The organism is Geomonas diazotrophica (genome assembly GCF_018919385.1).
Classification (GTDB): Bacteria; Desulfobacterota; Desulfuromonadia; order Geobacterales; family Geobacteraceae; genus Geomonas; species Geomonas diazotrophica.
The window spans coordinates 493,502-506,858 of the sequence record NZ_JAHLMF010000001.1; the positions used below are offsets into that span (position 1 = coordinate 493,502).

Below are 13,357 nucleotides of genomic sequence, written 5' to 3' on the forward strand. Positions count from 1 at the left end.
ACTAAACTAAACAAAGATTTTTTGCAAGGATAAATATGGAAACTTTGTCCGAATTCCTAAAAAATGAGCAAAATCAGCAGATTGTGCTTGATAAATTAATCGAGGTGTTCAGAACGAGAGGAGAATGGGGTGCTCATGGCCTTTTCGTGAAGGTTGGAAAGGAGGTCGGTGTTTCACCTGCCTATGTTGGCCAGGTTTTCAACAAGAAAAAGCCTCTGACTACCACCTTCGTGCTAAACATGTCTGGATATCTCAGGGTGCCCGCACAGTGGCTGTGTGGGAAAATGCAAGGGGATTATGAAGAGGCTAAAGCTGCCTTTGAGCGAGGAGTGGCGCTTGGGCCTGAAGAAGTTGAATTGGCGCGACAGAAATCCATTGAGGATAAGTATAGGTCCGACCTTATGCAGGCCGTGGAGCGTCGCGTGAGGCTCGTAGACGAAGCACTGGGCGAAGGCGGACTTGAAGGGGCCCTAGGTGGCAGGGCCGCAGTAGAGGAATTCGTAGAAGAGACGAAGAGAATTTTAGAAGAGCCTGGCTTGACGGCAGAAAAGCGGCTCGAACAGGTGCGAGAGCTGTTAAACCCACTATTTCTTCGTTTGGAGAAAGCAGTAAAAGATATTCCTCGGAAATAAAACAGCCTCGCAGCTATCCAACCGCCCTAGTCACCAGCTCGACCACCTTCCCACACACCCCATGAACCATTAGCCGCTCAATCTCGTTTGCAATAGCCTGGAGGGGTGCGCGAAGGTCGTCGACGTCGGTGCAATCGTAATGTTTCCCCGTCACGCTCCCGTCTGAGTGGTTCGTCAGCTTGTCAATGTCCTGCCTGCGAAGCTTCAGCCTCTCCCCAATCGTGGTGAAGGACCGGCGCAAACCATGAACGGTTAGCTTGAGTCCGGTCTTGTACTGGAGGAGGTCGGCTTTCAGGGCAATGTGCCCCGTTTTGCTCGCATGATTGGCATTCAGGGAAGGGAAAATAAAGGGATTGTCCTCTGGGTTCTCTGCCCGTCTCCGTTTCAGGATCTCGAGGGACTGCCGCGAGAGAGGGACCTTCAGCGGCTGGTTGCTTTTCGTGTCTGGAAGGACCAGAGTCGTCTCCTCTAGGTCGACATGCTCCCACCGGAGCCCCGCCGCTTCCCGGTTCCGCAAGCCATGGTATAGACAGAACACGTAACAGTCCTGCGTGATCTCGTTGAAGGACTTGATGCCCTCCCTGAAGACCTTGAAGTCATTCCCCCTCAAGCAGTCATCCCGACTGGCTGTCTTTGGCCACAAGCCAGCGATACCGATGACGGAGCAGGGGTTGACCGGCATCGCGGCCGGATACTTCACCTTAGCGTAATTCAAGATGGCCTGCAGCTTGCTGAAGTTGTTCTTCGCCGACATTTTCCCGTGGGCCTTCTCAACCAGCTTGAAGCGGTCGATGATGACGTCGGCGGGGATCTTACTGACTTCGGTGAGCGGCAAGTCCATCCAGGTAGCAAACTTGACCGGTATCTCCGACCGGTACGAATCCTCCGTCCGCGGCTTGAAGTTTTTGTCGGCCAGATGGATCTCTAACATCTTGGCTAGCGTCGGCACGTTGGAAGGGGCAACAGGTTGCCCAGCCCGGAGCTGCTGCAGAAGCACGCGCGCCTTCCCACGTGCCTCGTCAGGGGTCAACTCGCCGAAGGCCCCTACCTTGGCCTTACGAGTGACGTATTTGCCCTTTGCCGGGTCCATTACGTCTGCCTGAACGTAGAACACGCGGGCGCCCTTCTGCTTCACCCCTCCCTTGTCCGGGAAGTCGGCGGACACCCTCAACAAGAAACCTCTCAACTCGGTGTCGAAATAATCCACCCTCCCGGATTCCGGTGGGACTATCTGTCTTATCTCTCGCAACGTTAGGTTGATCTTCGGCATAGGCACCCCTCTTTTTCCTACCCACGAGCACAAACCCGCAACGCGGGTAGGACATGGGTAGGTCGAGAAATAAAAAAACCGCTAAAGCTGTACTAAAGCTTAGCGGTTCATTGGACGCGGAGTCAAGCGTAATTTATTGATATTGCTAAAGAATATCAATATGTACAAATGTGAGCAAACTATTCAATTACCATAGGCCCCTTTTGCAGCCTCTTGTAATAGAAATTCTGGCCGTAGAGGACGGCGGCGGGGTTGTGGCCGGTGACGCGGTCCTTCACGACAAGCGTGGTGACCGGGGCCTTGGAGTACTTGTTGAAAAGCATGTCGTGGCCGACGCACAGGCCGACGATCATGTTCATGTCGGTTTCGAGGCTGTTGCAGATCTCCGCCTGTGCGATCGGGTTGCAGGCGGGCTCGAAGGTCCCGGGGCGCACCTTGTCGCTTTCGGCCAGTCCCAACTCCTTCTTGTCGATGCTCCCCGCCTTGCAGCAGACGCTGAAGGGGGTGAATCCCTGGGCCTTCAGGATGGCTACCAGCCGCTCGCACTCGTCGAGCAGGCCGATGCAGGTTGCGATACCGATCCTCTGGTAACCCATGAGCTTCGCGAAGGCGATGGTGTCCTCGACCCGGGTCCAGCGCGCGTTCACCGCGTCGCTGCCGGGGATGGGCTGGTAGCAAAGCCCCTCGACGCGGGCCGCCACGAACGCCATCTTGGCGTCCTCGCTCTCCCCTTTCATCAGCTCCGCCGTTTCCTTCACCACGGCGGCATGCCGGTCGGCCGGACAGTTCCCGGGCCTGGGCGGCGCGGTGGCCGGATCTCCGCTCCAGCAGTTGGTGGTCCCTTTCTTCTGCCAAACCGCGCTGCAGCTCGCGCAGGTGACCTCGGCGTACTCCTTTTCCATGTCTCCTCCTTGTAAGCTCCAACCAAAGACGATTAACCGAAGACGCCATGCCGCAAAGGCAGGCCGTCATGAAAATTTGAGCTGCTGGCTTTCCCCAGCCAAAGCGTCTCTCTGCGTCCTGGCGCCTCCGCGCCTTTGCGTCAAGGGTTTAGCGGCTCCTGGATCAACACGTAGGGGGAGACGATCAGGCAGTTGAAGATCTTCCCCTTCTCGGCATCCCATTTCTTTACCTGCTCGAGGCTCGGCTTGGTCAAAAGGGACGAAGAGAGCCAGCGCTGCACCGCCTGCACCTCGTCCGCCGCGAGGGCCGCCCCCACCTCGACAAGCTCCAGCAGCGGGTCCACCACGATCACCCCGCCGCGCTCCAGGTGCGCCCTGAGCGAAAGCCAGTCGGCGATATCAACCTTGGTGGCAAGTTCCTCCTTGGCATCGGTCATGTCAAACTCCTATTCGAAAGATTTCTTGAAATCGGCGATGGTCTGGCGCAGGGCCGCCACCTCCTCGCGCAGGCCGGCAACCTCCTGCTCCAACTCCGCGATCCGCTTGCTGTCCGCGCCCCCCCTCGAAGCTTCCGGCGCAGCGGCCAGTTCGGCGAGATCCGGCTCGCCCGACAAGAGCTGGCAGTAGCGCGGCTCCTTGCGTCCCGGCTGAACCGGCAGGCGCGTCACCAGCGGAGGCGTCCTCTCCATCAGGTCCTGCAGCACCGCCTCCACCTCGGCAAGGTCTGCGAAGGCGTGCATCCGCTCGCCGCGCGTCCTCAGCTCCCCCACCGTCTGCGGGCCGCGCAGCATCAGCTCGCACAAAAGCGCGAGCTCGGCCGGGGTGAAACGGAACTTTTCCACCAACGCGTGACGGTACTTGGACACCCTGCCGCCAACGCCGGAGAGGAGGGCGAACTGCTTGAAGCGCAGGGTGTCGAGGGCGCCGGTCACCTCGGTCTCATCGAGGTTGGCAACCGGGTCACGGTTCGATTTCTGGTTGCAGGCGTTCACCAGCGCGTTCAGGGAAAGGGGGTAATACTCCGGCGTGGTCAGTTCCTTCTCGATCAGGGAACCGAGCACTCTAACTTCGATGGCGTTAAGGGTCACATCCATGGGGAAAGCTCCTTTATCCGGGGGCTTCTGGTCATCAATAAAACAACGGGGATTGCACCTTATGCCATACCCGGGCGTGAAGTCGCTCCAACTTACTAGATTCCCGGACATGGTTCAATGCAAAAAGAGCGGTTGCGGCAGCGAAGACTCTTCTGTTGTATAACAATATTTTATTTGTTATGGTATGGCACAGTTAAGGCGGCAGCAGCAAATCCGCGCAAGGAGATGACATGGCGGTTAACCTGGATCTGAAGAAGATCAACAAGACGATAAAGATATTTACCGTGGCGCAGTTCGGGCTGATCGCCCTGCTGATCTATACCGCGGTCAACTTCCAGCAGCGGCTGCAGGCAGTGGGCAGGGGCTACCGCTTCATGAACGGGGTGGTCTATGCCTTCGTGATCCAGTTGCTGCTCTTCTACCCCATCTTCAGGTTCGCCGCCAAGGAAGCCGAGCGGGACCTCGCCATCGCCGGGATGTCACCGACCCAGGAGGAGGCCAAGGAGTTCGCCAAGAAAAAAAGATGGACCGATGTGGCCAAGATGTCCGTCCTGGGCTTCTACTTCATCTTCGCCCTGGCGTCCCCGCCGGATCCCTTCATCCTCAGCATCATCATCTACAGCTTCCTGCTCACCGTCCTCACCTACCTGCAGTGCTACAGCTTCGCGGTGAAGAAAGGCTCCAAATAGGCTGAGGTCGAGTTTAAAGAAAAGAAACGCCCCTAAGGGGCGAAGAGCCGGCTTTCGAGAAGGCCGCCACGCTATCGTGGCGGCTTCTTTTTTTGGGGCTATTTTTTCGATTCCGCGGATTTGGCGCGCACCTGCGCTATCCGCTCCTCGGGGAGTCCCAGCCATTCCAGGAAACTCTGGTGCCCCGAAGGGTTTTCCCTTTCGAACAGGGTGTGCCAGTGCCCCATGAGGTTGTCGTCCACCCCGAGGGACCTGAACCTGGAGTTCCACTCTTCCATCGTCACTTTCTTCTTCGTTTCCGACATGGCCTGAATCCTCCTTCCCCCCCATGTGGTAATGATTCCACAAGGAGACCCGTGCAGTAAAGTGCCGATTGTCCTGACAAAGCCGGCACCTGAAAGTCACAGCAAACAAAAAAAGAGGACCGGCACCAGATTTTGCTGGACTAGCGGGCACCGTCCCACGTACCATCCGGGAATAGCCTGGAGCTAGACATCAACCCCATGAGAAGGAACCGAGTAAAAATGGCAATTGCAAAGAAAGGCGACAAAGTACGGATCAACTATACCGGCAGCTTGGAAGATGGCACCATCATCGACACCACCCTCGACACCGGTTGCTGCGAAGACGACGATTGCGGATGCGGCGATAACGGCTGCGAAGACGACGACTGCGGCTGCGGCGAATCCGGCCCGATGGAATTCACCATCGGCAACGAGGAGTTCTTCCCGCAGATCGAAGAGGCCCTGGTCGGCATGGCCCCCGGCGAGAAGAAGACCATCGTGATCCCGGCCGAGGACGCCTTCGGCGAGTACGACGAGGACGAGGTCTTCGCCATCAGCCGCGAGCAGCTTACCGGCGACATCGAGCCGGAAGTCGGCATGGAGCTGGAGCTGACCGGCGACGACGACGAGCCGGTCGACGTGGTCGTGGTCGAGGTGAACGAGACCGCCATCGTGGTCGACGCCAACCACCCGCTGGCGGGCGAAGACATCACCTACGAGATCGAGCTGCTGGAAGTCCTCTAGATAAACCGTCCCTGTTTGCGGGGGCGCCGTTGCACTGACTGAAATGTGGGGGCGAATCATTCGCCCCCACACGATTCACAACGAAAACGGCGTCGAACCACGAGCCGCCTCCCCGCATGCAGAGGCGCGTCATTCCTTGAAGAAGATGCATACCTCAGAAACAACCATTCCCGCCGCCAATCCGCAAGCGAAGCACGTGCTCCCCTGGAACCCGGGAGAGAAACCGCTCATGCTCGCCCCCATGCAAGGGCTCACCAACCGCGCGCTGCGCGAGTTGTTCACGAAATGGGTGCGCCCGGACGTGGTCTGGACCGAATTCATGCGGGTGAACTCCCAGTCGGAGAAGAAGCTCCTCATGCCGGGGGACGTGCGCGAGTGCGCCGCCGAAGAGAACGGGGTGCCGCTGGTGGTCCAGCTGATCGGGCACGGTAGGGACGCGCTGGTCGCCGCGGCACGGACCGCCCAGAAAGCGGGCGCGGTGCACATCAATCTGAACATGGGCTGCCCCTACGGGCGTATGACCAGCGGGCTGACCGGTGGCGGGATGCTGAAGCGCCCGGAACTGCTGCAGGAGATCATCCCGGCGCTGCGGCAGGAAATACGCGGCTCCTTCTCGGTCAAGATCCGTGCGGGGTACGAGGACCCGCAGCAGATCTTCTCGCTGCTCCCACTTTTCGAGAGCTCCCGGATCGACTTCCTGGTGCTGCACCCGCGCACGGTGCGCCAGGCCTACGAAGGGTTCGCCGACCACGCCGTCACCGCGGAGGTGATCAAGCGGACCGCCATTCCCGTGATCGCCAACGGCGACATCAGGAGCGCCGCTTTCGGCCTGGAGCTGCTGGAACGCACCGGGGCGGCCGGCCTCATGCTCGGCCGCGGCGGCATCGGCGAGCCGATGCTTTTCCAGAGGCTGCGCGGCCGCGCCGCCGCCGCTCCCGACCTGGCCGAGAGGCGTGCCATGCTGCACCGCTACCTGAGCGACCTCCTTCCTCTCTACGGCAAGCTCTTCTGCGGCGACATGCAGGTGCTGGGCAAGATCAAGGGTGTGGTCTCCAACGTGGAGGACCACGAAATGGAGCGCGAGCTGAAGCAGCTCAAGCGTGCCAGGAACCTGCACGCCTTCCGCGCCGCAGTAGAAGACCTAGCAGCTTAGTTCCTACCAGTCCCCAGCCTCTAGCCTCCAGCATCTACCCCTTAGCCTCTTCCCAGTAATCCCTTGCAAGGAAAAACAGGGCCGCGGCCACCGCCTGGATACCCACAGGGACCAGGAAGGCCGAATGGAACGCCTGCGCCGTCGCCTCCGGCGTGGTCTTGCCCACGGCGTCGAGCACCATCCCCATGATCTGCTGCACGGAAGCCGCCCCCAACAATACGAAGAGGTTGATGGAGGTGAGCGCGGTGCCGACGATGGAGACCGGGAACATGGAGCGGTTGACCGGGTAGATCATGACGCCGCTCGACACGGCCAGCCCCAGGCAGAAGAAATACGCGCCCAATAGCAGCAGGGGGAGATGATCGAGCGGCCCCTGGAAGCCGGTCATCAGGATCAGCAGCAGTATCTGCCCCCAGAGAAAGGTCTTCTTGTAGGAATGCGCCAGCTTCCGGGCGATGGAATCGATCACCAGGCTGCCGCAGATGAACCCGATCGAGGTGAACATCAGCATCCGCCCCGTCTCCTCCCGCGACAGCTTGAGCACCTCCATCAGGTACGGCCCCCCCCACAGCCCCTGCACCGCCAGGTAGCATCCGTACCAGGCGAAGGCCAGCCCCGCCAAGAGCCAGAAGTCCCGGTTGGTCGTGATGTGCTTCCACGCCTGCAACATCCCCATCTTCACCGGCGCCGGCTCGCCGGCACCTTCCACGGCCACCGCAGGACGGTCGCGCACCAGCAAGAAGACCAGCACCGTGGCCAGGGCCTGCATGACGCCGATGGCGAGGAACGAGTTGCGCCACCCGATCCAGGCCACCGCCAGCGCCAGCGGCGCCGTCCCGGCCAGGTTTCCCATGTTCCCCACCGCGACCATCAGGCCGGAGACCTTACCGAACTCCTGCCTGGTAAACCAGTGGCTGAAAAGGCTGAAGGTCGCCATCAATACCGAGGCGGTGCCGATGCCGATGAGGATGCGCGCGACCAGTGCCTGCCCCATGCTGCCCGCCTGCGAGAAGAGGATCCCCCCAATGGCGGTCAGCACGCCGCAACCGCTGATCACCACGCGGCTCCCCAGCCGGTCGATCATCGGCCCCAGCGGGATCTGCGCAGCGGCATAAACGTAGAAGAGGATGCTGGAGAGCGACCCCAGTTGGGCCGGGGTGAGGTGCAGGTCGCGAGAGACGTCCTTGGCGACCACGGCCAGCGATACGCGATAGAAGTAGACCAGGATGTAGATAAGGGACAGGATGAAAAAAATCAACCAGCGCTGGCGGCGCTGACGTTCGTCGATCATTGTATACGCTCCTCCGCCGCGCACTCTAACACAGCGCTTGGTCAAACTCAACCAAGCGTGCGGAATCACATGCACCTTGTGGACATTGTGTTTTCCGGTACTCTCTTACTGGCTGTGTCAGTGCGAGCGAAGTCCTCGCGCACGTGAACCTGTAGGGGCGAATAATCATTCGCCCGGCCATTGGCAACTTAAGCCCGCCCCTCCCCGGAAAGGGGAGCAAAGGGAACCCGAAGGAGGATATGAGATGTTCCTGGAAAGCGACATTAAGCTGGGGTTCAGCGACGTGCTGATCAGACCAAAGAGATCGAACCTGAAGAGCAGGGCCCAGGTCGACCTGCAGCGGCACTTCAGGTTCCTGCACAGCAAGTACGACTGGAGCGGCGTGCCGGTCATAGCCGCCAACATGGATACCACCGGGACCTTCGAGGTGGCGGACCGGCTTGCCGAGCACGGGATGCTGACCGCACTCCACAAGCACTACACGGTGGCCGAGTGGGATGCCTGGCTCGACAACCATGACCAGGGTGACGACATCTACAACCGGATCATGGTCAGCACCGGCACCTCCGACAGCGATTATGATAAGTTCTCCGCCATCATCGCGAATCATCCGAAGCTGCAGTTCATCTGCATTGACGTTGCCAACGGCTACGCGGAGAGCTTCGTGGAGTTCGTGCAGAAGGTGAGGGACGGCTTCCCCGACAAGACTATCGTCGCGGGCAACGTGGTCACCGGCGAGATGGTCGAGGAACTCCTCTTGTCAGGCGCCGATATCGTCAAGGTGGGGATCGGTCCCGGCTCGGTCTGCACCACCCGCGTAAAGGCAGGTGTCGGCTATCCGCAGCTTTCTGCTGTGATCGAGTGCGCCGATGCCGCGCACGGGCTGGGTGGAAGGATCATTTCCGACGGTGGCTGCACCTGTCCGGGGGACGTCGCCAAGGCATTCGGCGGCGGGGCTGATTTCGTCATGCTGGGCGGGATGCTCGCCGGCCATGACGAGAGCGGCGGCCAGATCGTTGAGCGCGGCGGGAGGCAGTTCAAGCTCTTTTACGGCATGAGTTCGACGACGGCTATGGATAAACACTCCGGGGGCGTCGCCCATTACCGCGCATCGGAGGGAAAGACGGTGGAAGTTCCCTACAGGGGGCCGATTGACGAGACGGTGCGCGACATCCTGGGGGGGGTGCGTTCCGCCTGCACCTACGTGGGGGCCGCCGCGCTCAAGGAACTGACCAAGCGCACGACCTTCATCAGGGTGCAGGAACAGGAGAACAGGATCTTCGGATAGGGCCGCCTGTTTCCCCTCGCCCTCAACAGGCTCCGGCCGGCAGACGGGAGAGGGGGAAATGACGGCAGTCGCCACGGTGGTGCGGCGCCTTCAGTTGACGGTGATCATCGCGTACCCCTTGTTCTGGTAACCGATCAGCGAGGTCAGCACGTTGCCGACCAGCTTCACCTCCGGGACGAGCAGGGCCGGATCGACCTTGAACACCCTCATGGCGACCGCACATGCCTCGAAGCGCACGCCCTTCTTCTTCAACTCCCTGATCAGCTCCAGCGCCTCCTTGTTGATCACCGGTGCGGTCAGAAGCTTGACGCCGGGGCCGCGGAAGGAGACCACCATTTCCGGCCGTACCCCCTGCGCGGTCATGCCGTCGAAGGTTTCCGCGATCAGCTCGAGGTTGAAGACCAGCCGTTCCCAGTCCGGCACCCGCGCGTCGAAGATGACCCGTGCGCTCTTCAATCCCGCCAGGGCGTCGTGGTCCTCCGCTTTAGGGGCCGCCCCCGCGACAGCGACGCTAAGCAGCAGGAACAGCAAGGAGAACAACAGTCGTCTCAGCATCCGTCACCTCCCGGGCAACCCCTCAAGGGCCGCCTTCATGCGCCTGAGCGCTTCCTTCAAGAGTTCCCGGCGGCAGCCGAAGTTGAGCCTCACGTAGCCGGGAAGGCCGAAGTCGCTCCCGCCGGAGAGGCCGACACCGGCTTCTTCGAAGAAGCGGACCGGGTCCTCGATCCCCGTCTTGCGCAGATCGATCCAGGAAAGGTAGGTCGCCTCGACCCGCGCCACACAGAGCCCCATCCCGGTCACCTCTTCTTCCACCAGGTCCCTGTTGCCGCGCAGGTATTCCAGCAGTTCCCGGCGCCACTCCTCCCCATCGCGATATGCCGCCTCGGCGGCGGTGTAGCCCAAGAGATTCACGTGCGGCACGATGCGCCCCATCGCCTTCCTGAAGGCCCGCCGCAAGGTGTCGTCGGAGATGACCGCGAAGGAGCAGCCGAGCCCCGGCACGTTGTAGGTCTTGCTGGGAGCCATCAACGTGATGGTGCGCCGGCTGGTCTCCGGGGAGAGAGTGGCGATCGGGATGTGCCGCACGCCCGGTTCGAGGACCAGGCCGGCATGGATCTCGTCGCTGCAGATCACCAGGTCGTGCCGCGCGGCGAACTCATCCAGGGCGACCAGTTCCTCACGGGTCCAAACCCGCCCCACCGGGTTGTGCGGGCTGCACAGCAGGAGCTGCCTCGTCCTCGGTGTCACCGCGGCCTCCAGCGCCTCCAGGTCCAGGCCCCAGCGACCCGCTTCGCAAACGAGCGGCACGTTGATCGCGTTGCGCCCCGAGAGTGGGGGCGCCGACATGAAGGGGGGATAGACCGGTGTGAAGGTAACGACGTCGTCACCCGGCTCCCCCACCGCCCGGCAACTCACGTTGAGCCCGGTCACCAGCCCCGGCAACCACGTGATCCATTCCCGCCGCACCTGCCAGTCGTATTCCGCCTGCAGCGAGTCGATCACCGCCTGCACCAGCCCCTGGGGCGGCGCGGTGTAGCCAAAGACTCCGTGTTCCACCCGCTCGTGCAGCGCCTTTATGATGGCGGGGGGCGAACGGAAATCCATGTCCGCCACCCAAAGGGGGATGACGTCGCGGTCGCGGTACTTGTCCCACTTCTCGCTCGCGGTGCCGCGCCGGTCGATGATCTCGTCGAAATCGAACTTCTTCTGCGTCATTTAAGCTCCCATACGGTCAGTTCGGAAATGCCGTGCTGGAACTTGCGGCGCGTCTCCCGTATCACGAACGGAACGTCGCGCGGCTCACCCAGCATCCGGAAATGAGGCGACAGCTCTGCCTTTAGGCCATCCAGGGTCCACACCGGCTCCCCCGCCTCCCGGTACCCTCCCAGCCACTCTTCTTTCTTGGTGTATTCCTCCAGCCATGTGTAGGGGGACACCAGCACCAGGAGACCGCCGGGATTGAGCCGGCCGCGGATGCCCGCAAGGAATCGGCGCGGCGAATAGAGCCGGTCCATGATGTTCGCGGCGAGCACCAGGTCGTAGCCGGAGAATTTATCCGGCAGGTTGCAGGCATCCCCCTGGTAGAACTGCACCCGGTCACGCAACGCGGCAAGCCCCAGCTCCTCCAGGCTCAGTTCGTGGAAAGAAACGATCTCCCCCTCTTCGGGAATGGCGTAGCGCAGGTACCCCTCCTCCTGCATCCGGGCCGCCAGCCTAAAGAACCTGCTGGAAAAGTCGATTCCCGTAACCCTTTCGAAACCCCGCGCCAGTTCGAAGCTCGCCCGCCCCACCGCGCAGCCGAGGTCGAGGGCATGCCCCCTGGCGCGCCCGGATGTTAGCTCCAAACAGACGTCTGCGCAAGCCTTCGCGAAGTTAGGCACCCCGAAATGCTCCGGGCCGTAGTGGGCGTCGCAGTACTGCGCCGCCAGCGCGTCGGTCTCGTAGGGATCTTCGTGCAGTTGCAACGGGTTGTCGCTTTCCACGTAACGAAAGCCGGCGTGCTGGAAGAAGTGGCGCCGGAAGGCGTAGCGCGACTCGCGGGTCGCCTCGTTGCCGGTGGAGATCCAGGAGCCCCCCTTGATGAGGTTGTGGCGCGTGTCGAAGGTCGGCGTCGAGAAGTCGTCGTACCAAGGATGGATGCGGAACCCGTGGAAAGCGTAGATGGGGGTTTCGGTCCACTGCCAGACGTTGCCGACGACGTCGAAAAGCTGTCCGAAGCGGAAGCGGTCCACCGGACAGGACGACGCCCAGTAGGCGAGGTTGATGTTGCCGGGAGCCTCGCTCCACTCCTGGGGATCGCGCACGCCGGCGACGTCGTAGATCCGGTACCACTCGTCCTCGCTGGGAAGACGGATCCGTTTCCCGGTCTTGTCGGCGAGCCAGTTGCAAAACGCCTTCGCCTCCAGGTAGTTCACCTCCACCGGCCAGTTCCACGGGAGATCGATCACCTCCACCATGGTGCGCAGCCCCCAGCCGTGCGGGCGCTCCACCCAGAACAGCGGGTGCTCGGCATTCTTGAAGTTGCGCCAGTGCCACCCCTCCTCGCTCCACCAGCGCTCCTCGCGGTACCCGCCGGCCTCCACGAAGGAGAGGTACTCGCGATTGGACACGAGATATTTCGATGCGGCGAACCCCTGCAGCTGAGCCTCGTGATGACCGTACTCGTTGTCCCAGCCGTAGAGCGGATGCCCCTCTTCCTTGCCCAGCACCACCTCTCCTCCGGGAACCGGAACCAGCTCGTTCTCCGGGGGGGCGCCCGCATCCCGGCAGATCTCCCAGAACTCGTGGCGGCGCACCCGGTCGATGGGGAGCTGTCGGATCAGCACCGAGGAAGTCTCCAGGTGGATCCGCTCGTGCTCGATCCCCATCACGATGGCCCAGAAGGGGCTCTCCCAGGTGATGGGGAGGGTGAGCGGCAGGGTCTTGATCAGCCCTGTCACCAACTCGCGCACCTGGTCGCGATACGCCTTCACCTCGCCCCGGGTGGGCCAATCGTAGTGAGTCTCGTCCAGGTCGTCCCACGACATCTCGTCCACGCCGACCGCGAACATCGCCTCCAGGCGCGGGTTGATCCGCTTTTCGATGAGCCGGGCGATCACCAGCTTGTTGACGAAGAACGAGGCGGTGTGCCCAAAGTAGAAGATGAGCGGGTGACGCAGCCGATCCGCCCTCAGGTAGAACGCACCGTCATCCTTCAAGGTGTCATAGAGCAGCTCATCTATCGTGAACGTGGCGTTGAAGTATTCAAGTATCTCGGCGCGTTTCTGTTCAGGATCGCCTTCGTTCAATACCACGCTATGAGTTTTTTTCAGATCCATGTCCGCCCCCAGGTTTTATTGCTGTCACACGCAGTTTTCCTTCTGACTGAAGCAGCCGTTTCAAATGATACCAGAACTTTTCCTGCAGGCGTCGTCGCCGGGTCAGGTGACAGTCCCGATATTGACACCGCGGGTGATAACTTCATCCTTTTCGCAGGTTGGAGGCTCCCGGGAGGAGTCGTTCTATGAATT

The 13,357-nt window shown here is 61.2% G+C and carries 14 protein-coding genes; 5 read left to right on the top strand and 9 right to left on the bottom strand.

All coding sequences use genetic code 11. The features are described 5' to 3' along the window. The first annotated feature begins 35 nt into the window (after positions 1–35). Positions 36–632 (top strand): hypothetical protein, encoded by a 597-nt coding sequence (locus KOM00_RS02020; protein ID WP_216497152.1) that lies wholly within the window; start codon positions 36–38, stop codon positions 630–632. A gap of 13 nt (positions 633–645) precedes the next feature. On the opposite strand, the gene KOM00_RS02025 is transcribed toward KOM00_RS02020, so the two are convergent. The 4 genes from KOM00_RS02025 to KOM00_RS02040 all read right to left on the bottom strand — a co-directional run bounded on the left by KOM00_RS02025 (position 646) and on the right by KOM00_RS02040 (position 3,898). Beyond that, positions 646–1,902: a tyrosine-type recombinase/integrase gene (locus tag KOM00_RS02025; RefSeq protein WP_216497153.1), complete on the bottom strand. Its 1,257-nt coding sequence runs from the start codon at positions 1,900–1,902 to the stop codon at positions 646–648. A gap of 179 nt (positions 1,903–2,081) precedes the next feature. Continuing rightward, the gene (locus tag KOM00_RS02030; protein ID WP_216497154.1) at positions 2,082–2,804 is read right to left on the bottom strand and encodes a DUF1847 domain-containing protein; all 723 of its coding nucleotides are present in this window, start codon (positions 2,802–2,804) and stop codon (positions 2,082–2,084) included. Positions 2,805–2,944: 140 nt separating this feature from the next. Next, entirely contained in the window at positions 2,945–3,241 is a 297-nt protein-coding gene (locus KOM00_RS02035) for a DUF2288 domain-containing protein (protein WP_216497155.1), read from the bottom strand. A 9-nt stretch (positions 3,242–3,250) separates the two neighbouring features. Then, a complete protein-coding gene (locus tag KOM00_RS02040) occupies positions 3,251–3,898 on the bottom strand; it encodes a YceH family protein (protein WP_216497156.1) in 648 nt (215 codons plus the stop codon). Positions 3,899–4,128: 230 nt separating this feature from the next. Here KOM00_RS02040 and KOM00_RS02045 point away from each other — a divergent pair, with 230 nt between their 5' ends. Next, positions 4,129–4,587 (top strand): hypothetical protein, encoded by a 459-nt coding sequence (locus tag KOM00_RS02045; protein ID WP_216497157.1) that lies wholly within the window; start codon positions 4,129–4,131, stop codon positions 4,585–4,587. A gap of 98 nt (positions 4,588–4,685) precedes the next feature. On the opposite strand, the gene KOM00_RS02050 is transcribed toward KOM00_RS02045, so the two are convergent. Next, a complete protein-coding gene (locus KOM00_RS02050) occupies positions 4,686–4,892 on the bottom strand; it encodes a MerR family transcriptional regulator (RefSeq protein WP_216497158.1) in 207 nt (68 codons plus the stop codon). Positions 4,893–5,111: 219 nt separating this feature from the next. Here KOM00_RS02050 and KOM00_RS02055 point away from each other — a divergent pair, with 219 nt between their 5' ends. Then, positions 5,112–5,615, top strand: coding sequence for an FKBP-type peptidyl-prolyl cis-trans isomerase (locus KOM00_RS02055; protein WP_216497159.1), 504 nt, complete (start codon positions 5,112–5,114; stop codon positions 5,613–5,615). A gap of 145 nt (positions 5,616–5,760) precedes the next feature. Beyond that, positions 5,761–6,768 (top strand): tRNA dihydrouridine synthase, encoded by a 1,008-nt coding sequence (locus KOM00_RS02060; RefSeq protein ID WP_216497203.1) that lies wholly within the window; start codon positions 5,761–5,763, stop codon positions 6,766–6,768. 34 nt (positions 6,769–6,802) lie between these two features. On the opposite strand, the gene KOM00_RS02065 is transcribed toward KOM00_RS02060, so the two are convergent. Next, complete coding sequence (locus KOM00_RS02065) at positions 6,803–8,059, bottom strand: MFS transporter (protein WP_216497160.1); 1,257 nt, start codon at positions 8,057–8,059, stop codon at positions 6,803–6,805. Between the two features lie 244 nt (positions 8,060–8,303). Between KOM00_RS02065 and KOM00_RS02070 the strand changes: the two genes are divergently transcribed. Next, a complete protein-coding gene (locus KOM00_RS02070; protein WP_216497161.1) occupies positions 8,304–9,347 on the top strand; it encodes a GMP reductase in 1,044 nt (347 codons plus the stop codon). A gap of 90 nt (positions 9,348–9,437) precedes the next feature. Here the strand turns inward: KOM00_RS02070 and KOM00_RS02075 are convergent, their stop codons facing one another. From KOM00_RS02075 to ovoA, 3 genes are read right to left on the bottom strand one after another with little or no spacing between them, the layout of a single operon-like run. Further along, positions 9,438–9,902 carry a DsrE family protein gene (locus KOM00_RS02075; RefSeq protein ID WP_216497162.1) on the bottom strand — a complete coding sequence of 155 codons (465 nt, stop codon included), beginning with the start codon at positions 9,900–9,902 and terminating at the stop codon, positions 9,438–9,440. Positions 9,903–9,905: 3 nt separating this feature from the next. Then, on the bottom strand, positions 9,906–11,063 hold the full coding sequence (locus KOM00_RS02080) for a MalY/PatB family protein (protein ID WP_216497163.1): 1,158 nt from the start codon (positions 11,061–11,063) through the stop codon (positions 9,906–9,908). Further along, complete coding sequence (ovoA, locus tag KOM00_RS02085) at positions 11,060–13,165, bottom strand: 5-histidylcysteine sulfoxide synthase (RefSeq protein WP_216497164.1); 2,106 nt, start codon at positions 13,163–13,165, stop codon at positions 11,060–11,062. Before ovoA ends, KOM00_RS02080 begins: the two co-directional genes overlap by 4 nt. Positions 13,166–13,357 lie beyond the last annotated feature (192 nt).

Coding starts and splice junctions, on each gene's coding strand:
- ovoA (WP_216497164.1), bottom strand. CDS start 13,165: ATGGATCTGAAAAAAACTCATAGCGTGGTATTGAACGAAGGCGATCCT.
- KOM00_RS02060 (WP_216497203.1), top strand. CDS start 5,761: ATGCATACCTCAGAAACAACCATTCCCGCCGCCAATCCGCAAGCGAAG.
- KOM00_RS02075 (WP_216497162.1), bottom strand. CDS start 9,902: ATGCTGAGACGACTGTTGTTCTCCTTGCTGTTCCTGCTGCTTAGCGTC.
- KOM00_RS02020 (WP_216497152.1), top strand. CDS start 36: ATGGAAACTTTGTCCGAATTCCTAAAAAATGAGCAAAATCAGCAGATT.
- KOM00_RS02045 (WP_216497157.1), top strand. CDS start 4,129: ATGGCGGTTAACCTGGATCTGAAGAAGATCAACAAGACGATAAAGATA.
- KOM00_RS02025 (WP_216497153.1), bottom strand. CDS start 1,902: ATGCCGAAGATCAACCTAACGTTGCGAGAGATAAGACAGATAGTCCCA.
- KOM00_RS02040 (WP_216497156.1), bottom strand. CDS start 3,898: ATGGATGTGACCCTTAACGCCATCGAAGTTAGAGTGCTCGGTTCCCTG.
- KOM00_RS02070 (WP_216497161.1), top strand. CDS start 8,304: ATGTTCCTGGAAAGCGACATTAAGCTGGGGTTCAGCGACGTGCTGATC.
- KOM00_RS02030 (WP_216497154.1), bottom strand. CDS start 2,804: ATGGAAAAGGAGTACGCCGAGGTCACCTGCGCGAGCTGCAGCGCGGTT.
- KOM00_RS02050 (WP_216497158.1), bottom strand. CDS start 4,892: ATGTCGGAAACGAAGAAGAAAGTGACGATGGAAGAGTGGAACTCCAGG.
- KOM00_RS02080 (WP_216497163.1), bottom strand. CDS start 11,063: ATGACGCAGAAGAAGTTCGATTTCGACGAGATCATCGACCGGCGCGGC.
- KOM00_RS02055 (WP_216497159.1), top strand. CDS start 5,112: ATGGCAATTGCAAAGAAAGGCGACAAAGTACGGATCAACTATACCGGC.
- KOM00_RS02065 (WP_216497160.1), bottom strand. CDS start 8,059: ATGATCGACGAACGTCAGCGCCGCCAGCGCTGGTTGATTTTTTTCATC.
- KOM00_RS02035 (WP_216497155.1), bottom strand. CDS start 3,241: ATGACCGATGCCAAGGAGGAACTTGCCACCAAGGTTGATATCGCCGAC.